This is a genomic window from Parabacteroides sp. KHUB-02, assembly GCF_056640955.1.
Window position 1 is genome coordinate 1,877,145 of record NZ_JBWQEV010000001.1, and the last position, 26,544, is coordinate 1,903,688.

Sequence of the window (26,544 nt, forward strand, 5' to 3'; positions counted from 1 at the left end):
TGATTGCTCATTGACTATCGGAAGTTGAACTCTCAATTTTCAATTTTCAATTTTCAATTATCAATTAACATAAGAATCATGGGATTTAATGAGTTTATGACGAAGCTGTTCGGCAATAAGTCGCAGCGTGACCTTAAAGAAATCACACCTTACGTAGATAAGGTAAAGGCCGTATATCCGTCAATCAAGGCACTCTCGAACGACGAGTTGCGTGCGAAAACAGATGAGATCAAACAACGTATCCAGGACTACGTAGCCGAGGAGAAAGCGCAAGTGGAAGAGCTTCGCAAAGGCATCGAGGATAAGGAACTGGAAGAACGTGAGGCGATCTGGGCCGAGGTAGATAAAATTGAGAAAGCCATCACGGAGAAGATGGAGGTAGTACTGGAGCAATCCTTGCCCGAGGTATTCGCCATCATGAAAGATACGGCCCGCCGTTTCGCCGAGAATGAGGAAGTGGTAGTTACCGCTAACCAATTCGACCGGGATCTGGCCGCTCGTTTCGACTTTGTCCGCATCGAGGACGATAAGGCGATTTACGCCAATCACTGGAAAGCCGGTGGAAACGAGATCACATGGGATATGATCCATTACGACGTTCAGCTATTTGGTGGCGTCGTTCTTCATAAAGGTAAGATCGCCGAGATGGCTACCGGTGAAGGTAAGACCTTGGTAGCTACCCTTCCGGTATTTTTGAACGCCTTGACACGTAACGGTGTACACGTGGTAACCGTGAATGATTACTTGTCAAAACGTGACTCTGAGTGGATGGGACCGCTTTATATGTTCCACGGACTTTCCGTAGACTGTATCGATAAGCACCAGCCGAACTCCGAGGCTCGCCGTAAGGCTTACGAGGCGGATATCACGTTCGGTACGAACAACGAGTTCGGTTTCGACTACTTGCGTGACAATATGGCGATCAGCCCGAAAGACTTGGTACAACGCAAGCATAACTACTCCATCGTCGATGAGGTGGACTCCGTATTGATCGATGACGCTCGTACGCCGCTGATCATCTCCGGACCGATCCCTCGTGGCGAGGAACAATTATTCGAGCAATTCCGCCCGAACGTGGAGGTTGTCGTGAACGCGCAGAAAGACCTTTGCTCCAAATTATTGATCGAGGCCAAGAAGAAAATGGCTAGCGACGACCAGAAGGTCGTTGAGGAAGGCTCTATCCTTCTGTACCGCTCCTTCAAGGGATATCCCCGCAACAAGGCGTTGATCAAGTTCTTAAGCGAGCAAGGCGTAAAAGCTCAAATGTTGAAGACGGAAGAATATTTCATGTCCGAGAATATGCGCCATATGCACGAGGCGACCGATGAGTTGTATTTCGTGATCGACGAGAAGAACAACAGTATCGAATTGACGGATAAAGGTATCGACCTATTGACCGGTAAGACGGACGACCCGACCTTCTTCGTACTTCCCGATATCACTTCCCAATTATCTCAATTGGAGAACATGACAGGAACCGAGGAAGAGAAACAAGCTCAAAAGGACGAGATCTTGGCGAACTATTCCGTTAAGAGCGAGCGTGTACATACCATCAACCAGTTGTTGAAAGCTTACACCTTATTCGAGAAGGATGATGAGTACGTGGTTATGGACAACAAGGTTATGATCGTTGACGAGCAGACGGGTCGTATCATGGACGGACGTCGTTATTCCGATGGCCTGCACCAAGCGATCGAGGCTAAGGAACGTGTAAAGGTAGAGGCCGCTACACAAACATTCGCCACGATCACCTTGCAGAACTACTTCCGTATGTACCATAAATTATCCGGTATGACCGGTACGGCGGAGACGGAAGCAGGCGAGTTCTGGGATATCTACAAATTGGACGTAGTAGTGATCCCGACCAACCGACCGATCGCCCGTAACGATATGAACGATCGTATCTACAAGACAAAACGTGAGAAATATAACGCTGTTATCGAGGAAATCGTTCAGCTGACGGAGGCAGGCCGCCCGGTATTGGTGGGTACGACATCCGTAGAGATCTCCGAGTTATTGAGCCGTATGCTTACGATGCGTAAGATCCAGCACAATGTATTGAACGCTAAGTTGCACCAGAAAGAGGCCGAGATCGTGGCCTTGGCGGGTCAAAAGAGTACGGTTACGATCGCTACCAACATGGCCGGTCGTGGTACCGATATCAAGCTGTCCAAGGACGTGAAAGACGCAGGCGGTTTGGCGATCATCGGTACGGAACGCCATGAGAGCCGTCGTGTAGACCGTCAGTTACGTGGTCGTGCCGGACGTCAGGGAGACCCGGGTTCTTCCGTATTCTTCGTTTCACTGGAAGACGACTTGATGCGTTTATTCGCTTCCGAGAAGATCGCCGGCTTGATGGATAAGCTTGGTTTCAAGGAAGGCGAGGTTCTGGAGCACAATATGTTGAGCAAGTCCGTAGAACGTGCCCAGAAGAAGGTAGAGGAAAACAACTTCGGTATCCGTAAACGTCTGTTGGAATACGACGACGTGATGAACTCACAACGTAACGTAATCTACACCCGCCGTCGCCACGCCTTGATGGGAGAGCGTATCGGTCTGGACGTATTGAACACGATTTACGATACTTCTACGGCTATCGCCGATCAACACGCCGAGGACTTCGAGGGCTTCAAGTTAGAATTGTTCAAGACATTCGCCATGGAAAGTCCGTTCACGGAAGACGAATTCAAGAGCATGAAACCGGAGCAACTCGTAGAGAAATTGTTCGAGGAGGCATTGAAGACTTATAAACGTCGCATGGAACGCATGACGCAAGTCGCTCACCCGGTCATCAAGCAAGTGTACGAGAATCAAGGAGCGATGTACGAGAACATCATGATTCCTATCACGGATGGCAAGCGCATGTATAATGTATCTTGTAACCTGAAAGAGGCTTACGACACGGAATGTAAGGCAATCGTTAAATCCTTCCAGAAATCAATCGTATTGCATATGATCGACGAGGGATGGAAAGAGCATCTACGTGAGATGGACGAGCTGCGCCACTCCGTACAAAACGCTAGCTACGAGAACAAGGATCCATTGTTGATCTACAAACTTGAATCTTACAACCTGTTCAAGACAATGGTAGACAACATGAACCGTAAGACAGCCGCCATCTTGATGCGTGGACAGATCCCGGTACGTGAGGAGCCGACCGAGGAGCAACGCCAAGCCATGCAAGCCCGTCAAGCGGCCGTAGCCCAGCAAGCAGCCCAAGCGATCGCCGAGGAAAGAGCCCGTCAACGTATCGCCGTACAAGAGGCCGCCCCGGAGAAGCACGAGGATATGAGCCGTTACCGCACGGAGAAAACAGACTTGAGCGGAAACAACACCCAAGCCGAGGCACCTCAGCCGAAGCAAGCTCCGGTCCGTGCCGAGAAACGAGTAGGACGCAATGATCCATGTCCTTGCGGAAGTGGCAAGAAATACAAGAACTGCCACGGACAAGGTTTATAAGGAACAAGAAATAAGATAAAAAAAGAGGGACAGAATACCAATCTGTTCCTCTTTTTTGTATATTGCAGGCATATAAACCCATTAAATGCTACCATTATGATTATTGGAATTCCAAAAGAAATCAAAAACAACGAGAACAGGGTAGCTCTTACTCCCGCCGGAGCCAAAGAGTTGGTGAAAAGAGGTCATACCGTGTATGTACAACACACGGCTGGTATAAACAGTGGTTTCGCCGATGATGCCTATGTGGCGGCAGGGGCCCGGATACTCCCGTCCATTGAGGATGTATATGGAATTGCCGAGATGATCGTAAAAGTAAAAGAACCGATCGCCAGCGAATATCCCTTGGTACGCAAAGGACAGCTTGTCTTCACCTACTTCCATTTCGCATCCGACGAGGCTCTCACCCTTGCCATGATAAAGAGCGGCTCCATCTGTCTGGCTTACGAGACCGTGGAGAACCCAGATCATACGTTACCCCTTTTGATTCCTATGAGTGAGGTGGCCGGACGCATGTCCGTACAGGAAGGCGCTCGTTTCCTTGAGAAACCGCAAGGTGGCAAAGGCGTATTGCTAGGTGGCGTGCCGGGCGTGAAACCGGGTAAGGTATTGGTTTTAGGCGGTGGTGTGGTAGGCCACAACGCCGCCTTGATGGCCGCCGGGCTAGGCGCCGATGTCACGATCGCCGACATCTCGCTTCCCCGCTTACGCTATCTGTCCGAGACGATGCCGAAAAACGTGAAGACGTTGTTCTCTTCCACGCATACGATCGAACAGGAATTACCCACAACCGATTTAGTGATCGGCGCCGTATTAATCCCCGGAGCCAAGGCCCCGCACTTGATCACCCGGGATATGTTGAAATTATTAAAACCGGGCAGCGTATTGGTAGATGTAGCCATCGATCAAGGCGGTTGCTTCGAGACCTCCCATCCGACTACGCACGCCAATCCGGTTTATGAGATAGACGATATCCTCCATTACTGCGTAGCCAACATTCCGGGAGCGGTCCCGCAGACTTCCACGTTAGCCTTGACCAACGCTACCCTGCCGTACGTGATCAAGCTTGCCGACAGAGGTTGGGAAAAAGCCTGCGAAGAAGATCCGGGCCTAGAACTGGGATTAAACATCGTGGAAGGAAAGATTGTCTACCCCGCCGTGGCTGAGGCTTTTCCTTCACTCAAAGCATAAGTTCCAAAGAATCTTTCATTAGTAGGGATTGCTTGCGGCAATCCCTTTTTTATGTTTTCTATTTTTATTGTTTTCTAAAAAACGTAAAATATCTTGGCTTCTTTTCCCGCACACCTTAACTTAGAGCACAAAATCAATTAAATTTAATAATTACCATGAAGAAAATTGTTTTATTAGTGGCTTTATGCCTATGTGTGGGAAACCTATTCGCACAAGACGCTGACAAATTAAGAGATGAAGGTGACGCTGCTTTGAAAGCAAAAGATTACGCTACCGTCGTAACAAAATACGGCGAATACTTGAAACAAAACAATTACCAAGACACCGCCCGTATCTTCAATTGCGGATACGCCGCTAATCAAGCGAAGAACTACGCCGAGGCCGCCAAGTATTTCGACATGGCCGTTAAGATGAACTACAACGTAGACGACTCTTATGTAGGCGAGGCCATGGCTTACCGTAACTTAAACAAGACAGAAGAATTCCTGACTACCGTAAAAGAGGGATTAAAAGTGATTCCCGATGGAAACAAGAATAAGACCAATCTGGAAAAGTTGCTTTACGGTTACTGCATCAAACAAGGACAAGCCGCCCAAAAGAAGGGAGATCTGGCCGGTGCCGAGAAAATGTACAAAGAGGTCCTAGCCGTATCGAACAAGGATTACCAGAGCAACGCTTACTACAGCCTTGGCGCCATGCTGTATGGCAACGGAGCGAAGATATTACAGGCCGCTACCCCGATCGCTACTTCCGAGCCGGATAAATACAACGCCGAGAAAGCGAAAGCCGACAAAGACTTCAAGCAAGCGAAAGAATATTTGACAAAGGCTGTCGAACTCGACCCGAAAGACGAGAACTCCAAGAAGATCCTCGCTTCTATCAACGACATCCTGAAATAAGAAAGAGGACTTTATTCATACAAAAAAACCTCCCGGATCACATAGAAAAGTGATCCGGGAGGTTTTTTGTATCTAGTTGTAGAGACGTACGTTACTTGAAGAAGAAGCGGAAGATGTCATTTCCATTCGCATAGATCAATAAAGCGAACAGGATAAACATACCTGCCATTTGGGCATACTCTAGGAATTTATCGCTCGGTTTGCGACGGGCCACTACCTCATAGATCAAGAACATCACGTGTCCGCCATCCAAGGCCGGAATCGGCAAGATATTCATGAACGCCAAGATGATAGATAGAAAAGCCGTACGTTCCCAGAAAATCCGCCAATCCCAGACAGACGGGAACAATCCGCCGATCGTACCGAAACCGCCCAAACTGGAGGCACCTTCCTTCGTAAACACATATTTCATGTCGTTCACATATCCCTTCAAGGTATTAATACCTAATTTAATACCGGCGGGGAACGACTCGAAAAAGCCGTATTCGCGGGTCACGGTCTGATAGAGATCCGTAGGCAACATCACCGCTACGCCAATTTTCCCGGCCGAGTCCGTCCTCATGGTCAACGACTCCAACTGGCCGTTCCGGTAGAAATCTACTGTCACCTCTTCGCCCTTATTCTCTAACAATAACCCGGAGGCATCATAAAACGTCGGGGTAGCCACACCGTTAATAGCCACCACGCTATCCTTCGGCAGCATGCCAGCGAGAGCCGCCGGGGCATTCTTGTCGGGAAGCTCACGAACAACCATCGGGATACGCAAAGGATCGGCGAAGCCTTTTCCGTCACGCATGCAACGTTGCATCATATCCTCCGGTATGGAGATCACGGTCTCCCGCCCGTCACGGAGCACCGTCACGGTCTTTGCCTCCACCACCTTGCGGAAACTGTCGCTACCGAAACGCTCCAACTCCTCATTGTCCGCTCTCAGCAAGATATCACCGTCCTGAAAACCGACGTTCTGGAACGTCTCGCTATAATTCATACCCATCTTCATGTTCTTCAAAGGCAAGTACGTATCGCCCCACGTAAACAAGATCATGGAATAAATAAACAAAGCCAGCAAGAAGTTGAACACCACGCCCGCTACCATAATCATCAAACGCTGTCCGGCCGGCTTGGAGCGGAACTCGTAAGGCTTGGGCGGCTGGGCCATCGCCTCCTTGTCCATACTCTCGTCGATCATACCGGAGATCTTACAATATCCTCCCAACGGAAGCCAGCCTACGCCGTATTCCGTGTCACTGTTTTTCGGCTTGTACTTGAATAGCGAGAACCACGGATCGAAGAAGAGGTAGAACTTCTCTACCCGCACCTTGAAAATCCGAGCAAAGATAAAATGCCCGAACTCGTGGACAATCACCAGTATCGATAAGCTCAAGATAAGCTGTAACGCCTTAATCAAAAAAGTTTCCATCTACTATTGTTTGTTCTGTTTTAAATTATTTCAAAATAACTCGGCCGCCAACCGCCTAGCCTCGGTGTCGGTAGCCACGTAATCCTCATACGAGGGATTGACGATAAACGAGGCTTTCCGCATGGTCTGCTCGATCACGTCGCTCATTTGCAAGAAGCCGATACGATCTTGCAGGAAGGCGGCCACCACCACCTCATTGGCGGCATTCAAGATACAGGGCATATTCCCTCCTTGGCGGGCCGCCTCGAAAGCGAAAGCCAAGTTGCGGAAACGTTCCATATCCGGCTCCTCGAACGTCAAGGTCGAATATTGGTTGAAATCCAGACGGGGCGCCATGCTCCTCATACGTGTCGGGAACGAGAAAGCGTAGGCGATCGGCAATTTCATGTCGGGAATTCCCAGCTGGGCGATCACAGCGCCATCCTCAAACTGCACCATCGAGTGGATCACCGACTGCGGGTGCACCACCACCTGTACCTGATCCGGCGTGACATCGAACAACCATTTCGCCTCGATCATCTCGAAGCCCTTGTTCATCATCGAGGCCGAGTCTATCGTGATCTTCGCCCCCATCGTCCAGTTCGGATGCCTCAAGGCCTGCGCCTTCGTCACGGTAGCCAGCTCCTCCAGCGTCTTCCGCCGGAACGGACCACCGGAAGCCGTCAGCAAGATCTTCTCGATCGGATTATCGTACGCACCTGTTAAACATTGAAAAATGGCCGAATGTTCCGAGTCCACCGGCAAGATAGGCACCTTATGCTCGGCGGCCAGCTTCATGATCAGCTCGCCGGCCACGACCAATGTCTCCTTATTCGCCAAGGCGATCGCCTTTCCCGCCTTGATCGCCGAGATCGTCGGTCGCAAGCCGGAATAGCCCACCATCGCCGTCAGCACCATATCGATCGGCTCCGACTGCACCATCTGGGCGATAGCGTCGGCACCCGCCCATACCTTGATCGGCAGGTCTTCCAAGGCCTCTTTCAGCTCGGGATATTTCCGCTCATTGGCGATCACCACCACCTCCGGCATATATTTCCGGGCCTGATTGATCAATAAGTCCACTTGGTTATTCGCGGTCAAGGCATACACCTCGAAAAGATCGGAATGCTCGCTCACTACCTCCAAGGCTTGGGTTCCGATGGAACCGGTCGAGCCTAATATCGCTAACTGTCTTTTTTTCATGGATTATCAAAAAGCTATATATTCTTCCGGATTCACCGGATTGCCTTTATACCACAACTCGAAATGCAGGTGCGGTCCGGTAGACAACTCTCCCGTATTCCCGACCAGAGCGATCGCCTCACCGGCTACCACATGGTCTCCCACCTCTTTCAGCAACAATTCGTTGTGCTTATAAACCGAGATGAATCCGTTCTTATGTTGTATTTGAATTACGTTTCCGTGGTTCGGATCGAAACCGGTATAGATCACCGTACCATCCAACGTAGCCAAGACACTCTCCTTCGGGGCCGCGGCCAGATCCACGCCATAATGATGGACATCCGTCTCATAATGAGAGGTGACCACGCCATTCACGGGCTTATAGAAAAAGACCCCCTCGGTCGGTACCTTGCCCGGGTCGGTCAATACCGATAAATTATATTTCTCCTCTTCCTCGTAATCTTTCACGAAGCGAGTCTCTTCCTTGCTACGAGGAATCTCATAGTTAATATCGTTGCTAGCCAAAGAATCTATCTGACGGATCGAGTCCAAGGGCATCGTACCGGAAAGGATTCCGGCCACGTTATCCAGATAAAGGGACTGGATCTCCATCATACGCTCCAACGAATCCGCCCGCAAGGCATTCTGCATAATCTCCTTGCGAACCTCCACGTCGAGATAGCCCGGCAAGTAGTTGCGAATCGGTGTCTTGATGATGATAAAGGCGGTAACGGCGATCAAGAAAAAGGCGAACACCGCCAAAGTGACAAACGCCGATAACTGCGAAAGCCGGAAAGACCACACCTCCTCCAACGTCCCCTCATTGATAAAGGAAAGTTTATATTTAAACCGGATCCGGTGCCAAAACGATTTCGTATTCTTCTTTTTCAACCCCTAATCTTCAATTATCAATTATCAATTCTATAAGTCCCTCCGGCAAAGACACCGTGAGACTACGGGCCTCATGGTCGGCCTCAGTGATCAACTCCTCCACGGCGGGGATCAACAGCTCCTCGCCTTTATGATCGACACGCAGAAGGACGTTGATTGTCGTCTCATCCACGTCTGTTATCTCTCCTAAATAACCTTTCTGCACGTCCGTCACGGTATAACCGATAAAACTGTCCCACGTCATATCCCCCACGAGATCCTCCTCGTCCACGGCGTCCAAAGGATAGAACACCTCCTTGCCCACAAACATGCGGGCATCCTCCTCGGAATTCACGTCCTCCAGTTTCACCAAGACCACCGTATCGGTCTTATAGCGGAAATCCTCCACGAAGAACGGTACCAAGATACCATCCATCTCGCAAACAATGTACGGGTCCTCGGCATCTTCCAGCACATCGCTGTTCGTCACCAACGACAACTCCCCCTTGATGCCATGGGGCTTGGCAAACTGCCCGATCTTGAAAACCTCTTCTTCTCTAATCATCGCCTAAAATCTTTAAATCCTCGTGATACGTGCCCCGATCTGGTTCAATCGCTTATCGATCCCTTGATATCCCCGGTCGATCTGGTCTATATTATGGATCGTGCTGGTACCCTCGGCGCTCATAGCGGCGATCAGCAAGGCGATACCCGCGCGAATATCCGGGGATACCATCGTAGAGCCCCGTAACTTGAAGCGGTTGCCCAGCCCGATCACCGTAGCCCGGTGCGGGTCGCAAAGGATGATCTGGGCTCCCATATCGATTAGCTTGTCCACAAAGAACAAACGGCTCTCAAACATTTTCTGGTGGATCAGCACGCTCCCCACAGATTGCGTAGCCACGACGAGAAATACGCTCAGCAAGTCCGGCGTAAGCCCCGGCCAAGGAGCGTCGGCGATGGTCATGATAGACCCATCGATAAACGTATCGATCTCGTAGGAATCATGCCGGGGGATATAAATATCATCGCCTCGCTGCTCCACGGTAATACCCAAGCGGCGAAAAGCGTCCGGGATGATCCCCAGCTTATCATATCCTGTATTCTTGATGGTGATCTCCGATCCGGTCATAGCGGCCATACCGATAAAGCTACCCACCTCGATCATATCGGGGAGGATGGTATGCTCCGTGCCGGAAAGCGACCGTACACCTTCTATCGTCAATAGGTTAGAACCGACACCTGAGATTCTCGCTCCCATGCGGTTCAGCATCGTGGAAAGTTGTTGCAGGTAAGGCTCGCAGGCGGCGTTATAGATCGTCGTCACCCCCTCGGCCAGCACGGCAGCCATCAAGATATTCGCCGTTCCGGTCACGGAAGCCTCGTCGAGCAGCATATAAGCGCCTTTCAACTGGCGTGCCTCTATCTCGTATACTTGCCGCCCGGCGTCGTAGCTAAAGCAAGCGCCCAGCTTCTGGATTCCCACGAAGTGCGTATCCAGCCGGCGTCGCCCGATCTTGTCGCCACCCGGTTTCGGGATCAGCGCCCTGCCGAAGCGGGCTACCAACGGGCCTACGATCATCACGGAACCCCGCAGGCTACCACTCTTGCGCAGGAACTCCTCGGTACTCAAATACTCCATGTCCACGTCGTCCGCCTGAAAGGTATAGGTATCGGCGGACGGATGCTCCACCTTGACCCTCATATCCCTAAGGAGCTGGATTAAGTTATTCACGTCCAAGATATCAGGCACATTGTGTATGGTCACCTTCTCCGGTGTTAGCAATGTCGCGCAGATCACCTCCAACGCCTCATTCTTGGCGCCTTGCGGAACGATCTCGCCGGACAAGCGATAACCACCTTCTATAACGAACGAGCTCATCTGCCTTTACGCGTAAAGTTCCTTTTGTTGCCGCCACTGTTATTACGGGCCAAGATATCACGGCTCTCGGCCAATTTGTGTTCCTCCTCGCTCAATACGATCTTGCCGCTAGACAGCTCGTCCAGATCCTTGAAGATCTTACGGTCGTCCACGCTTTCCTTGTTCCAAGTAAGGAACGATTTCTTCATCTGGTTTGCCAGCAGCCGCACGAGCTGGTCTTTCTCCATACCGGGTTGCAGCTCCGTGGCCTTGCGGATCATCAGCTCCAAGGTCTTTCCGTAATGGCGGTAGCGTATACGGTTATTGTTGTACGGGATACGAGGCGGACGGCTATACAGGTTCTCCTTCTTGATGATCTCGTACGGATAGTCTATATCGAGCTTAAAATCGGCCATGATCGCCAGATGATCCCAGAGGATATGCTTAAAGTCATTTACGTCACGCAAGTGCGGGAACATGTTTCCCATAATGTTGATAATCGTGTTGGCGCAACGCTTACGCTCTTCCCTGTCTTGGATAGTCACGCAATAGTCCACCATATTTTGGATATTGCGTCCGTATTCGGGCAAAGTCAATCTTTTTCCTTCTGTATTGTATTTCATTCTTTACATTTTGTTTATCGCGAAGATAGGTATATTAATTGAGAATTGAAAATTGAGATTCGAAAGTTACCTCTCGTTAGGCTTAATTATCAATTCATAATCTACCACGTCCAGCCACCGCCCGAATTTCAGCCCTACTTTCTCGAAGTGGGATACTTTTCTGAACCCCAGCTTCTCATGCAGCGAGCAGCTAGCCTCATTCCCCTCGGTAATGCAGGCAATCAAGGCGTGGTAGCCGCCTGCCCGACATTCCTCGATCAGCCTTTCCATAAGCTGCCGGCCGATCCCCTTGCCCTTGTATCTCGGGGATAAATAAACGGTGGTCTCAAGCGTATATTTATAAGCTGCCTTTTCTTTCCACGCATGGGCATAGCAATATCCCACGACCTCATCATGATCTACGTATACCAGATAAGGATAACTCGCCGAGATCCCGGCTATGCGACCATCCATCTCCTCCACCCGCAAAGGTTTCGTCTCGAACGTAGCCACGCTATTCACGACATATTCATTGTATATATCCACGATCGCCTTGGCGTCTCGCAAACTCACATTCCGAATCATATTCATTTCGCTAAAACAATCCGATCCGGGAAAGAATCTCTCTTTGCCCGGACCGGATCTATCATCGAGTCAAATAACTATTTTTTCTAAGCCTTCTACTCAGACAAGGCCTTGATCACCTCTTGGTTCGCCTTGCGCACCTCGGCCTCATTGATCTTGATCACCTTGCGATCGTAGGTCATAAGGCCGTTCACCTCACCTTCTACGTCCGTGGTTTGCGTGTAGACAGCGGCGGAGAAGCCCTTCGGAACCATTTTCTTCAGCTCACGGGCGTACTTCACGTACTCGGCGGTCACCTCATCGCTATTCTTAAACTGTACATAGCCCCAGTTGCGTTTGTTCCACCACAAATGGTTCTCCACGGCCAAGCCGATACCACCATACTCGCCCAATACGTTCACACGCACCGGATCGAACAGGTACATCGCCGGGCCCGGGTAATTATGCAAATCCAAGATATCGCCGCACGCACGGAAATTACCGCCACTGGCCGGATTCACCAGACGGGAAGGATCGTATGTTTTTGTCCACTCGGCAGCCTTCTCGGTATCGAACTGGCCCCAAGCCTCGTTGAAGGGCACCCATACTACTACGCTAGGATTCGAGACGCACAGGTCCATGATCTCCTTCCACTCCTTGTAATAATTACGGATAGACTCCTCGGTACGCTCCTTGTCGGTTCCACCGTTATACGTATGAGGCGCCCATTGGTTACCCATGTCGCCGCTAGGCATATCCTGCCAAACCAGCATACCTTCCTTATCGCAATGATAGTACCAGCGGGCCGGCTCTACCTTCACGTGCTTGCGGATCATGTTGAAGCCCCACGCTTTCGTCTTCACGATATCATACAGCAACGCCTCGTCCGTGGGAGCCGTGTAAAGCCCGTCGGGCCACCAGCCTTGATCCAGCGGGCCGTATTGGAACAGGTTCTTGTTGTTCAAGCGCATACGCATGATGCCGTTGGCGTCACGCTCGGCGGATATCTTACGGAAGGCGGTGTACGATTTCACCTCGTCCACCTTCTTGCCATTCTTCGACAAGCTCACCTTCATATCATATAAATAAGGATTGGAAGGTTCCCACAACGTAGGATTTTGCACGGCCAAGCGTAATTCTGTCCCTTGTACGCCCTTGGCGGTAGCAACCACCTGCCCCTTATCGAGCAAGCTGACCTCCACGATGTCCGACACCGGGGAGTCGGAACAAGCCCCGACCGTCACGCTCATCACGCCATTATCGATATTCGGGATCGCCTTGATAGAGGTGATATGCGAGGAAGCGACCGGCTCCAGCCATACGGTCTGCCAGATTCCGGTGACCGGCGTATACCAGATTCCCTCCGGGTTGGCCACTTGCTTTCCACGGGGTTGGTAGCCTTTATCGCTCGGGTCCCATACACGCACCACCAGCTTATGCGTACTTTTGCCATTCAGATAGGGAGTGATATTCAAGGAAAACGGGGTAAAGCCTCCCGTGTGGGAACCGATCAAGATATCATTCACGAACACGTCCGCTTTCCAATCCACGGCGCCGAAGTTCAACAAGATATCTTTTCCTTTCCATGAGGAGGGCACCGTAAAGGTTCGTTTATACCACAACTCATTCTTCTCCCCCACTTCTTTTTGCACGCCGGACAAGGAGGATTCCACGGCGAACGGCACCAAGATATTCCCATCGAAACTCGTCGGCTCTGCCTGTCCTTTTGGAAGGATAGCGTATTCCCACTCGCCGTTCAAATTCTGCCAATCCGCACGTTCCATCCCGGGGCGTGGATATTCTGGCAATACATTCCGGGGATCTACTTTCTCAGCCCAGTCCGTCTTGATCTTGTCTCCGGCGGGCTTCCACTGCGCCCCGGCGCTACAAATCGTTGCGAACGCACAAAAGGCTAACAATAATTTTCTCATGATATTATTTACATTTTGAATTGATAATACACTTTCAGCAGACAAAGATAATAGAAAATATCCAAAATCCACATCGTCCTCGGATACCAATAGGAGAACCGTACCCAAATCGATCTAACCATAAAATACCCGGAATATCTCTTGTGACAGAATCTCACTAGGTAAGGTTATTGTATTTTTTAATGTTCCTATTTTACATCAATATCATTTCCGGAAAAACACGTACGTGAATATCCAAAAACATGTACGACTTTTCGGAAAAACATGTACGTGTTTTAACGCAAACATTACGATGTTTTTTACGACTCTGATTTTCAACCCCTTGCAAACAAAACCTCATTTTCTGCTTATTGTAAAATTCTTCTGATTCAAGGATACCCGGAAAAGAAGGAGTAATGGCACGACCTATTAAAAAGGAGCCGGATTATTTCCCGCTCGACACGGATTTACTAAGCAACCGTAAAATCCGTCAAATAAAGCGCAAATACGGATCTGACGCTTTTCATTATATATTGCCCTGCTTTGTGACATCTATGCCAATGGCTATTATATCACGGCCTACAAGAAAGAGCGTGAGCTTGCCTTCCTCCGCAAGGTATTCCAGCAATACAAGGCCGGTTACCCACTGGAACGTCTCTACCCCGCCCATGTCTACCAATCCCTGCAAGAGCGGAGATTGATCAACGACCCCCCCCGAGGAGAAACGCCACGCCATGAGCCTCTTCGCCTATTGGCGACCACCGGGTCACCTGCCCATCAGCGAGGACTATCGGCTGACGATGGTGCGACAGCAGGCGATGGCGTGGTTGCTGCGGAGGTATTTCGATGGGCCGATAACAGAAGAGAAAGCAAAACGAACCATCTCCTTTGGAGATTAAGAAATAAAACATACACATTGTTAATTTAATGCAAAATCATAAATATAATACTTTTTCAAGCCAATAAATAATAATTAAATCATATCTTTGGAAAAAAGATAAAATAAAATTACAAGTCATGCTCTAACAGCCTTCATGTTTCTATAAAATGTAAGACTGAATCTAAACTAGCCAAACCAACTTCTACTTTTTAGTAAAGCGTATGGTTTTCTATTTCTAATAATAAAGATATTAAATTAACATTCTATTTATGAAAATCATTATTTTGCAATTCATGGCAATAATCGCTATGATCCTTATAAGTTGTAACGATAAGGAAAACAGCGTGTACCTAAAAAATGGTTCCTACTCGGAATGCGCCACGGGGAAAAACTTGACCAAGGCGCAAGAAGAGACCGCTTATGTAGAAATCAGTGCAGTTAACACAAACACTCTAAGAGTGGACATGTACCATGTCCAACTGAATTGCGCTCTGGAAAAAATAGAGTCGAGTATCAGTTATAATGAAAAAGTAATCATAATTAAATTCACGCCAATTGGCGATGATGCTAATTGTCTTTGTGGAAGACAATTAACATATGAAATCAGCAACCTTCAAGAAGGGCAGTCTTATGATTGTGTGATCATGCAAGAGAATAGTGAATATGCCTCTTTTAAATTTGATTTCACAAGAGATCTAACACAAACAATTAATCTAAATTAAATTACGACATTATGAAAAAAATGTATTTTATCATCATTTATGTGCTTCTACTATCTATAGGAGCCATAAACAGCGCAAATAAATCCATAACTAAACTCGAAGCTTATAATATAGTTATTAGTGGCATTGATTCGACTACATTAGATTCCACTGAAATATTTGTATCCAAGCAGATATTACCAGCCAACACAGTCATTGAGATTGGTGATAAAAGTATAGAATCCCCGGATTATGGCTCTTGGATGTTTTTCATAAATAAGTATCCTTTATCCAATTGGGGACACTCTTGTAACTATATGTTTATCGGAAGTAACAATGGTGAAGTAGATATAATAGAGAGTAATTTCTACCCTACTAAACCATCATTGGCTGATATGGATAAAATAAAGTCTAGCGTAGTTACATTTGATGAGTCTGTTTTTGTCAAGCCTATGGCAAGGCCTCAGCTCCTTCAAACAAAGGCAACATATGATAGCAACAAATATGCAGTAATAATTAGTGGAGGAGGAAATCCCTCTGTCAATTACCCGAGATATTGGAACGATTGCTCTTCTATTTATCAGACATTGCTTTATACGTATAATTATGACTCTGCCCATATTACCGTTATAATGTCAGATGGAACGAGCAGCAACATCGATAGAAGCACTGGCGATTCTTCGCCGTTAGATTTAGACGGAAATGGAACAAACGATATACAATTTGCGGCGACAAGCAATAATATCAAGACTACTTTTAGCAATCTTGCGTCGAGGCTTACCTCCAACGACTATCTTTTTATTTTCACAATAGATCACGGAAATTATGACTCTTCCGGGAACTCTAGTTTAACATTATGGAACGATGAGAATTTGTATGCATCAACTTTCGCTCCTTGGGTGAATGCCATTAATGCCAAAGCGATCAATATCGTAATGGGACAATGTTTCAGTGGCGGTTTTATCTCTTATTTTAAAAATAATCCAAAGGTTTCCATATCAACGGCTTCCACTAAAGATCAGCCATCTTCTTCCATGAGTGACGGCCGTTACGATGAATTCGTTTACTATTGGACGGAGGCTGTCACGAAGAAAGCTTCTTCTGGATATATGGTAGGAGATGTTAACCAAGACGCTTTTACAACAGCTCATGAAGCATATGATTACGCAAGGACTCATGATAAGAAAAATGAAGATCCACAACACTATTCTTCGGATTTACTCTCTCATTTTTTAGCCCTAAATGGGATGAGAGCAAGAACTACGAGCGGAACGATTGCAGTAGAACGTGGAGAGACATTTAATTATTCCGGTATGGAAACTATCAACTGGACTATTCCCTTAAATTCACCTGTAAATATATCAATCAAATTCCCAACGAATATAGTGTACAAATGGAATTGCAGCAGTGGAAATCCCGGTAATTTTTATTCTTCATCATCTACAACAGCCTCTGTGTTAGCAAATTCAAGTAGCACATCGCCTATTGTCATTACAGCTAAAGCTGATGGCTCCACTTTAACGCAGACATTCCGCCTATATCTAAAAAACACCTATAGCATCATGAATGACAATTCATCTATACTAAATATCAATTTAGAGAATCAAGAAACTAACAATCTATTAAGTAAGTCGCAAGACTCTTATGAAATATACTCTATTAATGGAACAAAATGTAAGTCTGGATTACTAAATAGATACAATTCCATAGATATATCTTCTCTGGCGAATGGAATGTACTTTGTTACGATTCATAATTCGAATTCGATCTTGCAAAAAGAGCAATTCATCGTTAATCATTGAGAAATAAGAAGACTATCCGAGCCGGGTAAGAAATTCTCTTTACCCGCCCCATTTCAATCAGTCCTTGCAAGAGCGGGGATTGATACACGATACCCCCGAGGAGAAACGCCACGCCATGAGCCTCTTCGCCCATTGGAGACCACCGGGTCACCTGCCCATCAGCGAGGACTATCGGCTGACGATGGTGCGACAGCAGGCCATGGCATGGTTGCTGCGGAGGTATTTCGATGGGCTGATAGCTAAAGAGAAAGCATAAGAACGAGTAGTATGCACTTGCATATCTGTTAATAATTCGCCAATAAAAACATTGATTTACAAAATATATAGTTATATTTGCATCGTCATGTGGCTATAGCGTTAGCTGAAAAGCATGGCGACATATTATGTATTAGAGCATCGAGTGTTATTCTGTGTCTTTTAAAATTCCCCATTTAACTCAGCCAGAATAACAAACTTCATGCTCACGCTGTTGTATTATCTCAAATATAATATAGGCGTGAGCTGTCGTTTGTTATGGCTGAAAGGGTATGGGGATACCTAAAAGACACATAACAATATAACGGCAGCTTCACGCTTTTTTTTGTGTCTGCCCATAAAAACTCTATTTTTCCAATAATTATACATTTGGCCTATAATTAATCGAATTTAACAACATGGCTTTTCGGAGGAAAAGTTTGATTATTTAGTTAAATAAAGAAAAGAGCTATCTCGTTCGTGAGAATATAGGTAGCTCACTATTGTTTAACCTTTTTAATGCGTTCACATCCTATTGATGGTAGACTTGTGCCAATAGGCTATAGTTAAATTTTATCATCATTACCCATAATTTCCTTCAAACTATAATGGTATGATAAAAACTAATTGTACATTTAGGGCAATCCTATTTTAGTTGTTAACTAATTAAAACTGATTCAGAAACATGAGAACTTCTTTATTCATATTTTTCATGGTCATTTTTATTGGTTGTAGTGAAAATGACATTATCGATGAAGGGGAAAAACCAGAAGATCCTCAAGCCGAAATAGAGGTTTATTATGACCAAGAAAGTACAAGCTCAAGAAAACCTGATGCAGGCGCAAAAGTGTATTTGTATTATAACATTAATATAACGACAGCGTTTGGTGGCCTTGCATCTTATGAAGGAAATGGAATATTAAAGTATAAAAGGCATAATACAGTCATTAAGCCAGATTCTGTTTTATATACAGATTATTTAGGAAAGACTGTTTTTGATCTAAAGCCTATGGATGTGATGTCTATAGTGGCAGAAAGCTCTTATTTTCTAAATATGATAACCTATACAGTTTGCTTTCATCCAGATGAAAGCTTGAAAATAACATTTATATTCTCATAAGGCTAGGTATGCCCCTAGGTGATATAAAATGGGAACTATTCTTCTCACGCAAGAGAACACCCGGAAAGTATCGGACAAATAGACAACTCAACCCGAAAACCACCGAGGAAAGATTGTCCTCTTATTAAACTTCATCGTGCAATTTGATTATACAATTTAATAACGTACATTCGCGTACAAATAAATTAAATCTGTAGTCCGATGAGAACGCATTTACGCGAAAGCATGCTGGCGCTTCTTTTGATAGGTATCTTAGCCACGGGTTGCGATACCGGAACGAAGAAGGCTTCCGAAAACAGTATCACGTTTGATTCTATCAGCGTGGAAAAGACTTACCATTTGTTAGATAATCCGGATAATCCCAATTGCAATCTAGAGATCAAGTTCGTTTATCCCCGGAAATATTCGGATAAAGAGGTTCTTAAGAATCTACAGAGACAGTTCGTCTCCTCTTATTTCGGCGAGAATTATGAGCAATTATCCCCCGAGGAGGCGGTACGGAAATATACCGACGACTATCTGGCCGCTTATAAGGATCTGGAAGAGGATTACAAGGCTGAGGTGGCGAAATCCGACGAGACACCGGTGGGCTCTTGGTTCTCTTACTATGAGATGTCGTCGGATGATATCGCCTTCAACCAAGACGATATCATCAGCTATACGGTAAGCTTCGAGAACTATACGGGCGGAGCGCATGGCGCGCATTCCTACAATAACCATGTAGTGAACCTCAAGACCGGTAAGCCGATCACCGAGGAGGAGATATTCGTGGACAACTATCAAGACAATCTGGCGCGAATATTGGTAGATCAGATCGCCAAGCAAAACAACGTATCCGACGCCAAGGAACTGGAAAATATCGGTTTCTTTAGCGTGGACGAGATCTTCCCGAACGGGAACTTCCTCGTGGACGAGACGGGTATCACCTATTCTTTCAACGAATATGAGATAGCGGCATACGTGGTAGGCGTCACGAACGTCCATCTCCCTTACAAGGAAATCCGCTATTTGCTGCGGGATGACAGCCCGATAAGTCAGTTAATTGAAAATTGAGAATTGAAAATTAATGATAGATAAACCTATAAACAGATGTCCTATGGAACAAAATACAGAGAAATTTTCAATTCTCAATTCTCAATTCTCAATTCTCACATCTTATTTCCCCGATCTCACCGACCGGCAAAAAGAGCAATACGCCGCCCTATATGACCTATATACGGATTGGAACGCCAAGATCAACGTGATCTCACGGAAGGATATCGAGAACCTATATCCGCATCACGTGCTTCACTCGCTGGGTATCACCCATATGCTGCGTTTCAAGCCGGATTCCTCGGTGATGGATCTGGGTACGGGAGGCGGTTTTCCCGGCATCCCCTTGGCGATCTTATTCCCGGAGACCCATTTCCATCTGGTAGACAGCATCGGGAAAAAAATCAAGGTGGGACAAGCCGTGGCCGAGGCGATCGGGCTGGAGAACGTATCCTTCCGCCATTGCCGGGGCGAGGAGGAAAAGCAGCTTTTCGATTTCGTGGTAAGCCGTGCCGTGATGCCTCTGGCGGATCTGGTAAAGCTCGTCCGCAAGAATATAAAGAAAGAACAGATCAACGCGTTGCCCAACGGATTGATTTGCCTGAAAGGTGGAGAGCTGGCGCACGAGATATTGCCTTTCCGGAACCAAGCGATAAGCATGGATCTGAAAGACCATTTTAAAGAAGAGTTTTTTGAAACTAAAAAAGTAGTGTACGTACCCTTATGATTACGATAAAATCTTTCGAAGTAAACTATTTCTCCGAGAATACTTACTTGCTATACGATGATACCAAGGAGGCGGTCCTTATCGATTGCGGCTGCCTGCGCAAAGAGGAACAAAAAGAAGTAAGCGACTTTATCGCCCAGAACGGGCTGACGCTGAAACGTTACCTTTGTACGCACCTCCATCTGGATCACATATTCGGTAACGAATTCATCCATGACACCTACGGATTGAGCCCGGAAGCCCATAAAGCGGACGTGGAGGGCCTTCCCTCTCCCGAGGAGCAAGCCAAGGCATTCGGCCTGCCGATGAAGGCGAAAAGCATCCCGGTAGGGAAATATCTGGTAAACGGGGAAATCATAAAGTTCGGGAAATCCGAGCTGGCGGTATTGAGCGTTCCCGGCCATTCGCCCGGAGGCTTGGCTTTCTATAACAAGAAGAACGGTTTCGTGATCGTAGGAGACTCCTTGTTCGCCGGAAGCATCGGCCGTACTGATCTATGGGGAGGCAACCAAGATGTACTGCTTGCCGCTATCAAGGACAAATTACTGTCGTTGCCGGACGAGACCGTGGTATACCCCGGCCATGGCCCCGAGACACGAATCATTGATGAGAAATTAAATAATCCTTATTTATAAAATACTAGAATTATGGACACAAATAAGTTTGTAAACCGCCACGTGGGCATCTCAGCGGAAGATATTCCCGCTATGTTGGAGACGATTGGCGTGAAGTCTTTGGACGAGTTGATCGATCAGACCATTCCGGCCAACATCCGTTTGAAAGAGCCGTTGAACCTCCCGGAGGCCATGACGGAACGTGAGTTCGCCGAGCATATCGCCGAGCTGGCCTCCAAGAACGAGGTATTCACCTCTTATATCGGTATGGGTTGGTACGACACGGTTTGCCCGGCCCCGATCCAACGTAACGTATTCGAGAACCCGGTTTGGTACACCTCCTATACTCCGTATCAGGCGGAAGTATCCCAAGGACGCTTGGAGGCGTTGCTGAACTTCCAGACTGTTATCAGTGAATTGACAGGATTACCTTTGACAAACTGCTCGCTACTCGACGAGGCGACAGCGGCAGCCGAGGCGGTTACCATGTTCCATGGTTCACGTAGCCGTGCGCAGGTGAAAGCGGAAGCGAATACGGTATTCATCGACGAGAATGTGTTCGCCTCTACGCTGGCCGTCATCCACACCCGCATGATCCCGCAGGGCATCCAGGTGGTAGTGGGCGATTATAAGAAATTCGAGTTCACGCCGGATGTGTTCGCCGCCATCGTACAGTTCCCGAACGCGGATGGTTCGATCGAGGACTATAAGGAATTCGTAGCCCGTGCGGGCGCCGCCGGAGCCAAGGTAGGCGTAGCCGCCGACTTGATGAGCTTGGTATTGCTGACTCCTCCGGGAGAATGGGGAGCGGATGTCGTATTCGGTAGCAGCCAGCGCTTCGGTATCCCGATGTTCTACGGGGGTCCTTCCGCCGCTTTCTTCGCTACGAAGGACGATTATAAACGTACGATCCCGGGACGTATCATCGGTATCTCCAAGGACGCTTACGGCCATCCGGCTTATCGCTTGGCCTTGCAGACCCGCGAGCAACATATCAAACGTGAGAAGGCTACGTCCAATATCTGTACGGCTCAGGCGTTGTTGGCTACCATGGCCGGCTTCTACGCCGTATATCATGGAGCGGAGGGGTTGCGTAACATCGCCGGACGGATTCATTCCACGGCCGGATTCTTGGCCAAGGAATTGGAGAAACTGGGATATACGCAATTAAACAAGGATTATTTCGATACCTTGAAGATACAGCTTCCCGCGCACGTGTCGGTGAACGCGCTGCGTGAGATCGCCTTGGAGTGCAAGGTGAACTTGCGTTACTTCGAGGCCGGACAAGTGGGCGTCAGCATAGACGAGACGACATTGCCTACGGACATAGGCGTATTACTATACATCTTCGCCGGTGCCGCCGGTAAAGACTATATGCTGGACGAGTCTATCCCCGCCCAGACTTATTTCGACGCTAAATTCGCCCGTACCTCCGATTTCTTGCGGCAAGACGTATTCAAGAAATATCATACGGAGACCGAGTTGATACGTTACATCACCCGTTTGGGACGAAAGGATGTTTCCTTGGCTCAATCCATGATCTCGCTGGGATCTTGCACGATGAAGCTGAACCCGGCCTCCTCCATGCTGCCGCTCAGCCGTCCGGAATTCATGAATATCCACCCATACGCTCCGGAGGAGCAAGTGGAGGGCTATACGGAGCTGATCGAGAACCTGTCTTCTTACTTATGCACGATCACAGGCTTCAAGGGCTGTACGTTGCAACCGAACTCCGGCGCCGCCGGCGAGTACACGGGTCTTCGTGTGATCCGTGCTTATCAGGAAAGCATCGGCCAAGGCCATCGTGATATCGTTTTGCTTCCGGCTTCCGCCCACGGAACCAACCCGGCCAGCGCTATCCAATGCGGATATAAGACCGTAACCGTTAAATGCGACGAGAATGGTAATATCGATCTGGAAGATTTCCGTGCGAAAGCCGAGGAGAACAAGGAGTGTCTGGCTGCCAGCATGATTACCTATCCGTCCACGCATGGTATCTTCGAGGTGGACATCAAGGAGATGTGCGACATCGTTCACGCTTGCGGAGGACAGCTTTATATGGATGGCGCCAACATGAACGCGCAGGTAGGATTGACAAATCCGGGTACGATCGGCGCCGATGTATGTCACTTGAACCTGCATAAGACCTTCTCTTCTCCTCACGGAGGTGGTGGTCCCGGCGTAGGCCCGATCTGCGTGGCCGAGCATCTGGTTCCGTTCTTGCCGCAGCATCCGGTGCTTTGGGGCAGCGACTTGAATACGGTATCCGCAGCTCCTTATGGTAGCGCCGGTATCCTGCCGATCACGTACGCTTACATCCGCTTGCTGGGTACGGAAGGTCTTGAGACAGTGACGAAGACGGCCATCTTGAACGCCAATTACTTGGCCGCTAAGTTCAAGGATACGTACGGCATCGTTTATACCGGAGCGACAGGCCGTGTAGGTCATGAGTTGATCTTGGAATGCCGCACGGTAAAAGAGCGTTCGGGCATCGACGAGGGCGATATCGCCAAGCGTTTGATGGACTTCGGCTACCACGCTCCTACCCTATCTTTCCCGGTACACGGCACCTTGATGGTAGAGCCGACCGAGAGCGAGAGCAAGGCCGAGCTGGATCGTTTCGTAGAGGTAATGGAATGTATCTGGAGCGAGATCAAGGAGGTGGAGGAAGGCAAGGCATCCAAGGAGGACAACGTCTTGAAGAACGCCCCGCATCCGGAATACGAGGTGACCGCCGACGAGTGGAAACACGCGTATCCCCGCACGAAGGCCGCCTTCCCGCTGGAATGGTTGCACGACAGCAAGTTCTGGATTAACGTAGCCCGTGTAGATAACGCTTATGGCGACCGTAACTTAATACCGACTTTATGCGCTTGCGAGATATGAAGAAGCTCTTTATCGCTTTGGCGGCCGTCGCTCTGACGGCTTGCGTCAAGGCTCCCGAGAAAACAGTCAAGGTCTACGCATGGCAAGGCGAAGGTGGGAATACCACCGAGCAAACCTTACAGGCGGACTTTAGTAAATGGCATGCCCACGGAGTAGACGGGATGTGCTACAACGCCGGCCATGACACGGAGAAAATTCAGCGTGCCGCCAAAGCGGCCCATGCCAATGGCATGGAATATCACGCATGGATTCCCGCCATGTTGCAACATGGATTGGACTCCACCCTCTACGCCGTGAACCGGAAAGGCGAGTCGGCCTATTCCGTACAGGCGTATGTGCCTTATTACAAATGCCTGTGCCCGAACCAAGAAGGTACGGCGGAGTTCTTGCTGAATCTGTATGGCAAGGTAGCCGATATCCCGGAGGTGGATTATATCCATCTGGATTATATCCGTTACGTGGATGTCATCCTAGCCCGCGGACTTTGGGAAAAATACGGATTGGTGATGGACGAGGAATATCCTACGGCGGACTATTGTTACTGTGACAAATGCGTGGCCGATTTCAAGGCCGCTACCGGTATCGACATCAAATCCGTAGAGGATCCTTCCAAATGCGCAGAATGGGCGCAGTTCCGTTGCGACTTGATCACGAAATTGGTAAACCGCATCGCCGACGAGGTTCACGGCAAAGGCAAGAAAGTGAGCGCCGCCGTATTCCCGGGGCCGGACTCTCACGCCAAGTGGATGGTTCGTCAAGAATGGAATAAATGGAATATCGACGCTTTCTTCCCGATGAATTATAACGATTTCTATCTGGAGGACGCTTCTTGGCTGGCTCCGATCGTGAAAGAGGAAGTAGCCTCCGTGCAAGGCAAGAAGCCGGTTTATAGCGGTCTGTTCATCTGCGAGGATTGGCAGAACAAGGCGAATATCAAGGACCCGGAAGGCCACGGACTGATCCCGTCCGAGATCGAGGAGGCCGTAAGAGGCTCCATGGAAAACGGAGCGGCTGGCGTGGCGTTGTTTACGCCGGGCAACATGACGGATGAGCATTGGAAAGCTTTCGATAAGGCGATCCACCAACCGTATACCGTAAAGCCCTAATTCGTAATTACTATACGATAAAACAAAGACAAGGAGGCGCAGCTCTTCATTTTCTCACCTGCGCCTCCTCTTTTACTTATCCATCTAATCTATCTTACTAAATAAAAATATCATGACAACTAAGAAACAAGAGAAAATCAAGTTCAGTAAAGCGTTCTGGGTGGCGAACACCGTCGAGTTGTTCGAGCGAGCCGCTTATTATGGCGTATTTATCGTTATCACCCTTTATCTTAGCCGCATCTTAGGCTTTAACGACATTCAGGCTGCCAGCATCGCCGGTATCTTTTCCGCCTGTTTGTATTTGCTGCCCACGTTCGCCGGAGCATTGGCCGATAAGATCGGTTTCCGCAACTCGATGCTACTGGCTTTCACTTTGTTAACTTGTGGTTATCTAGGACTGGCAGTTTACCCTACTTGGCTTCAATCCGCCGGACTTGTTGAATACAGCACGACGACTACCTTTACGGGATTGCTGGAGAGCAATCTTCAGTACGGCATTATCCCTATCATGGCCTTGATCGTATGCGGCGGGGCTTTTATCAAGAGCGTTATCTCCGGTACGGTCGCTAAAGAAACTACGCCGGAAACCCGGGCAAAGGGTTTCTCTATCTTCTACGCGATGGTAAATATCGGGGCTTTCTCCGGAAAGACCATCGTGAAGCCGCTTCGCGAGGCGTTGGGTAACGAGGGGTTGATTACCTTGAACTATTTCTCGGCGAGCATGACGTTCCTTGCCTTGCTAGCCATCTGGTTCTTCTACAAAAGCGCCCAGCACTCGGGCGAGGGCAAGACGTTCGGGCAGATTTGGAACGCCTTGATCAAAGTTTGCAGTAATGGCCGGCTGATTACCTTAATCATCATTATCACCGGATTCTGGATGGTGCAACACCAGCTGTATGCCACGATGCCTAAATATGTGCTTCGTTTGGCCGGTGAGGGGGCCTCTCCTTCTTGGTACGCCAACGTAAACCCTTTAGTCGTAGTTCTGACAGTCAATCTAGTAACGCAGATGATGCGGAAGCGGACAGCGCTTACTTCCATGACGGTCGGTATGTTCATCATGCCGATATCCGCTCTTTGCATGGCATCCGGAAATATGCTAGACGGAAATACGAATATACTCGGCATGCACCCTGTTGCCTTCATGATGGTGGTAGGCATCGTGTTCCAAGGCTTGGCCGAGACATTCATATCGCCTCGCTTCCTCGAGTATTTCTCTTTGCAAGCTCCCAAGGGAGAGGAAGGTCTTTATCTTGGATTCAGCCATTTGCATTCCTTCTTATCCTCTATCTTTGGGTTTGGATTATCCGGATTCCTTTTGAGTAAATACTGTCCGGAACCTACCCTCTTCGCCTCTCATGAGGAATGGCTGACGGCTAGCGCAAATGCCCATTATATCTGGTATTATTTCGGAGCGATCGCTTTAGTCTCGGCTTTTGCCTTGATTATTTATGGCAAGGTGGTAGAACGCCTAGACGCAAAACAGGTACGAGGCTGATATCGTC

21 protein-coding genes are annotated in these 26,544 nt (G+C 48.3%); 13 read left to right on the plus strand and 8 right to left on the minus strand.

Translation table 11 applies throughout. The features are described from left to right. The first annotated feature begins 78 nt into the window (after positions 1 to 78). From secA to ACYIA1_RS08170, 3 genes are all read left to right on the plus strand, one after another. Entirely contained in the window at positions 79 to 3,459 is a 3,381-nt protein-coding gene (secA, locus tag ACYIA1_RS08160) for a preprotein translocase subunit SecA (protein ID WP_480334967.1), read from the plus strand. Between the two features lie 96 nt (positions 3,460 to 3,555). Beyond that, the gene (gene ald, locus ACYIA1_RS08165; RefSeq protein ID WP_005865321.1) at positions 3,556 to 4,650 is read left to right on the plus strand and encodes an alanine dehydrogenase; all 1,095 of its coding nucleotides are present in this window, start codon (positions 3,556 to 3,558) and stop codon (positions 4,648 to 4,650) included. Positions 4,651 to 4,805: 155 nt separating this feature from the next. Next, positions 4,806 to 5,549 carry a tetratricopeptide repeat protein gene (locus ACYIA1_RS08170; protein WP_005855602.1) on the plus strand — a complete coding sequence of 248 codons (744 nt, stop codon included), beginning with the start codon at positions 4,806 to 4,808 and terminating at the stop codon, positions 5,547 to 5,549. Positions 5,550 to 5,640: 91 nt separating this feature from the next. Here ACYIA1_RS08170 and rseP read toward each other — a convergent pair whose 3' ends face one another. The 8 genes from rseP to ACYIA1_RS08210 all read right to left on the minus strand — a co-directional run bounded on the left by rseP (position 5,641) and on the right by ACYIA1_RS08210 (position 13,958). Next, positions 5,641 to 6,969, minus strand: a complete 1,329-nt coding sequence (rseP, locus tag ACYIA1_RS08175) for an RIP metalloprotease RseP (protein ID WP_005865319.1) — start codon at positions 6,967 to 6,969, stop codon at positions 5,641 to 5,643. A gap of 30 nt (positions 6,970 to 6,999) precedes the next feature. Continuing rightward, the gene (locus tag ACYIA1_RS08180) at positions 7,000 to 8,151 is read right to left on the minus strand and encodes a 1-deoxy-D-xylulose-5-phosphate reductoisomerase (RefSeq protein WP_022193136.1); all 1,152 of its coding nucleotides are present in this window, start codon (positions 8,149 to 8,151) and stop codon (positions 7,000 to 7,002) included. A 6-nt stretch (positions 8,152 to 8,157) separates the two neighbouring features. Further along, on the minus strand, positions 8,158 to 9,021 hold the full coding sequence (locus tag ACYIA1_RS08185) for a M23 family metallopeptidase (RefSeq protein ID WP_048927751.1): 864 nt from the start codon (positions 9,019 to 9,021) through the stop codon (positions 8,158 to 8,160). Between the two features lie 10 nt (positions 9,022 to 9,031). Beyond that, positions 9,032 to 9,565, minus strand: coding sequence for a ribosome maturation factor RimM (rimM, locus tag ACYIA1_RS08190; protein WP_005865312.1), 534 nt, complete (start codon positions 9,563 to 9,565; stop codon positions 9,032 to 9,034). A 12-nt stretch (positions 9,566 to 9,577) separates the two neighbouring features. Next, the gene (gene murA / locus ACYIA1_RS08195) at positions 9,578 to 10,882 is read right to left on the minus strand and encodes a UDP-N-acetylglucosamine 1-carboxyvinyltransferase (protein WP_005855586.1); all 1,305 of its coding nucleotides are present in this window, start codon (positions 10,880 to 10,882) and stop codon (positions 9,578 to 9,580) included. Then, entirely contained in the window at positions 10,879 to 11,484 is a 606-nt protein-coding gene (locus ACYIA1_RS08200) for a DUF4290 domain-containing protein (protein WP_005855584.1), read from the minus strand. The genes murA and ACYIA1_RS08200 overlap by 4 nt, the downstream gene beginning before the upstream one ends. Before the next feature lie 66 nt (positions 11,485 to 11,550). Beyond that, complete coding sequence (locus ACYIA1_RS08205) at positions 11,551 to 12,048, minus strand: N-acetyltransferase family protein (RefSeq protein WP_480334972.1); 498 nt, start codon at positions 12,046 to 12,048, stop codon at positions 11,551 to 11,553. A 95-nt stretch (positions 12,049 to 12,143) separates the two neighbouring features. Beyond that, on the minus strand, positions 12,144 to 13,958 hold the full coding sequence (locus ACYIA1_RS08210; RefSeq protein ID WP_005855578.1) for a glycoside hydrolase family 2 protein: 1,815 nt from the start codon (positions 13,956 to 13,958) through the stop codon (positions 12,144 to 12,146). A 395-nt stretch (positions 13,959 to 14,353) separates the two neighbouring features. On the opposite strand from ACYIA1_RS08210, the gene ACYIA1_RS08215 reads away from it, so the two are divergent. From ACYIA1_RS08215 to ACYIA1_RS08260, 10 genes are all read left to right on the plus strand, one after another. Then, the gene (locus tag ACYIA1_RS08215; protein ID WP_227793693.1) at positions 14,354 to 14,638 is read left to right on the plus strand and encodes a hypothetical protein; all 285 of its coding nucleotides are present in this window, start codon (positions 14,354 to 14,356) and stop codon (positions 14,636 to 14,638) included. A 448-nt stretch (positions 14,639 to 15,086) separates the two neighbouring features. Continuing rightward, positions 15,087 to 15,539, plus strand: a complete 453-nt coding sequence (locus ACYIA1_RS08220; RefSeq protein ID WP_005865306.1) for a hypothetical protein — start codon at positions 15,087 to 15,089, stop codon at positions 15,537 to 15,539. A gap of 11 nt (positions 15,540 to 15,550) precedes the next feature. After that, a complete protein-coding gene (locus tag ACYIA1_RS08225) occupies positions 15,551 to 17,320 on the plus strand; it encodes a C13 family peptidase (RefSeq protein WP_048927750.1) in 1,770 nt (589 codons plus the stop codon). 919 nt (positions 17,321 to 18,239) lie between these two features. Then, positions 18,240 to 18,674 (plus strand): hypothetical protein, encoded by a 435-nt coding sequence (locus ACYIA1_RS08230; RefSeq protein WP_048927749.1) that lies wholly within the window; start codon positions 18,240 to 18,242, stop codon positions 18,672 to 18,674. A 201-nt stretch (positions 18,675 to 18,875) separates the two neighbouring features. Then, positions 18,876 to 19,727 (plus strand): DUF3298 and DUF4163 domain-containing protein, encoded by an 852-nt coding sequence (locus ACYIA1_RS08235; RefSeq protein WP_005855566.1) that lies wholly within the window; start codon positions 18,876 to 18,878, stop codon positions 19,725 to 19,727. Positions 19,728 to 19,740: 13 nt separating this feature from the next. Then, positions 19,741 to 20,433: a 16S rRNA (guanine(527)-N(7))-methyltransferase RsmG gene (gene rsmG / locus ACYIA1_RS08240; protein ID WP_347511298.1), complete on the plus strand. Its 693-nt coding sequence runs from the start codon at positions 19,741 to 19,743 to the stop codon at positions 20,431 to 20,433. Beyond that, positions 20,430 to 21,068, plus strand: a complete 639-nt coding sequence (locus ACYIA1_RS08245; protein WP_044545423.1) for an MBL fold metallo-hydrolase — start codon at positions 20,430 to 20,432, stop codon at positions 21,066 to 21,068. Before rsmG ends, ACYIA1_RS08245 begins: the two co-directional genes overlap by 4 nt. A gap of 12 nt (positions 21,069 to 21,080) precedes the next feature. Then, on the plus strand, positions 21,081 to 23,933 hold the full coding sequence (gene gcvP, locus ACYIA1_RS08250) for an aminomethyl-transferring glycine dehydrogenase (protein WP_480334976.1): 2,853 nt from the start codon (positions 21,081 to 21,083) through the stop codon (positions 23,931 to 23,933). Continuing rightward, a complete protein-coding gene (locus ACYIA1_RS08255; protein WP_008778512.1) occupies positions 23,930 to 25,039 on the plus strand; it encodes a glycoside hydrolase family protein in 1,110 nt (369 codons plus the stop codon). Before gcvP ends, ACYIA1_RS08255 begins: the two co-directional genes overlap by 4 nt. 112 nt (positions 25,040 to 25,151) lie before the next feature. After that, positions 25,152 to 26,537 carry an MFS transporter gene (locus ACYIA1_RS08260; RefSeq protein WP_048927746.1) on the plus strand — a complete coding sequence of 462 codons (1,386 nt, stop codon included), beginning with the start codon at positions 25,152 to 25,154 and terminating at the stop codon, positions 26,535 to 26,537. Positions 26,538 to 26,544: the final 7 nt, after the last annotated feature.

Excerpts from the sequence above, each read along its gene's own strand:
- secA (WP_480334967.1), top strand. The coding sequence starts at position 79 with ATGGGATTTAATGAGTTTATGACGAAGCTGTTCGGCAATAAGTCGCAG.
- ald (WP_005865321.1), top strand. The coding sequence starts at position 3,556 with ATGATTATTGGAATTCCAAAAGAAATCAAAAACAACGAGAACAGGGTA.
- ACYIA1_RS08170 (WP_005855602.1), top strand. The coding sequence starts at position 4,806 with ATGAAGAAAATTGTTTTATTAGTGGCTTTATGCCTATGTGTGGGAAAC.
- rseP (WP_005865319.1), bottom strand. The coding sequence starts at position 6,969 with ATGGAAACTTTTTTGATTAAGGCGTTACAGCTTATCTTGAGCTTATCG.
- ACYIA1_RS08180 (WP_022193136.1), bottom strand. The coding sequence starts at position 8,151 with ATGAAAAAAAGACAGTTAGCGATATTAGGCTCGACCGGTTCCATCGGA.
- rimM (WP_005865312.1), bottom strand. The coding sequence starts at position 9,565 with ATGATTAGAGAAGAAGAGGTTTTCAAGATCGGGCAGTTTGCCAAGCCC.
- murA (WP_005855586.1), bottom strand. The coding sequence starts at position 10,882 with ATGAGCTCGTTCGTTATAGAAGGTGGTTATCGCTTGTCCGGCGAGATC.
- ACYIA1_RS08200 (WP_005855584.1), bottom strand. The coding sequence starts at position 11,484 with ATGAAATACAATACAGAAGGAAAAAGATTGACTTTGCCCGAATACGGA.
- ACYIA1_RS08205 (WP_480334972.1), bottom strand. The coding sequence starts at position 12,048 with ATGATTCGGAATGTGAGTTTGCGAGACGCCAAGGCGATCGTGGATATA.
- ACYIA1_RS08210 (WP_005855578.1), bottom strand. The coding sequence starts at position 13,958 with ATGAGAAAATTATTGTTAGCCTTTTGTGCGTTCGCAACGATTTGTAGC.
- ACYIA1_RS08215 (WP_227793693.1), top strand. The coding sequence starts at position 14,354 with ATGGCACGACCTATTAAAAAGGAGCCGGATTATTTCCCGCTCGACACG.
- ACYIA1_RS08220 (WP_005865306.1), top strand. The coding sequence starts at position 15,087 with ATGAAAATCATTATTTTGCAATTCATGGCAATAATCGCTATGATCCTT.
- ACYIA1_RS08225 (WP_048927750.1), top strand. The coding sequence starts at position 15,551 with ATGAAAAAAATGTATTTTATCATCATTTATGTGCTTCTACTATCTATA.
- ACYIA1_RS08230 (WP_048927749.1), top strand. The coding sequence starts at position 18,240 with ATGAGAACTTCTTTATTCATATTTTTCATGGTCATTTTTATTGGTTGT.
- ACYIA1_RS08235 (WP_005855566.1), top strand. The coding sequence starts at position 18,876 with ATGAGAACGCATTTACGCGAAAGCATGCTGGCGCTTCTTTTGATAGGT.
- rsmG (WP_347511298.1), top strand. The coding sequence starts at position 19,741 with ATGATAGATAAACCTATAAACAGATGTCCTATGGAACAAAATACAGAG.
- ACYIA1_RS08245 (WP_044545423.1), top strand. The coding sequence starts at position 20,430 with ATGATTACGATAAAATCTTTCGAAGTAAACTATTTCTCCGAGAATACT.
- gcvP (WP_480334976.1), top strand. The coding sequence starts at position 21,081 with ATGGACACAAATAAGTTTGTAAACCGCCACGTGGGCATCTCAGCGGAA.
- ACYIA1_RS08255 (WP_008778512.1), top strand. The coding sequence starts at position 23,930 with ATGAAGAAGCTCTTTATCGCTTTGGCGGCCGTCGCTCTGACGGCTTGC.
- ACYIA1_RS08260 (WP_048927746.1), top strand. The coding sequence starts at position 25,152 with ATGACAACTAAGAAACAAGAGAAAATCAAGTTCAGTAAAGCGTTCTGG.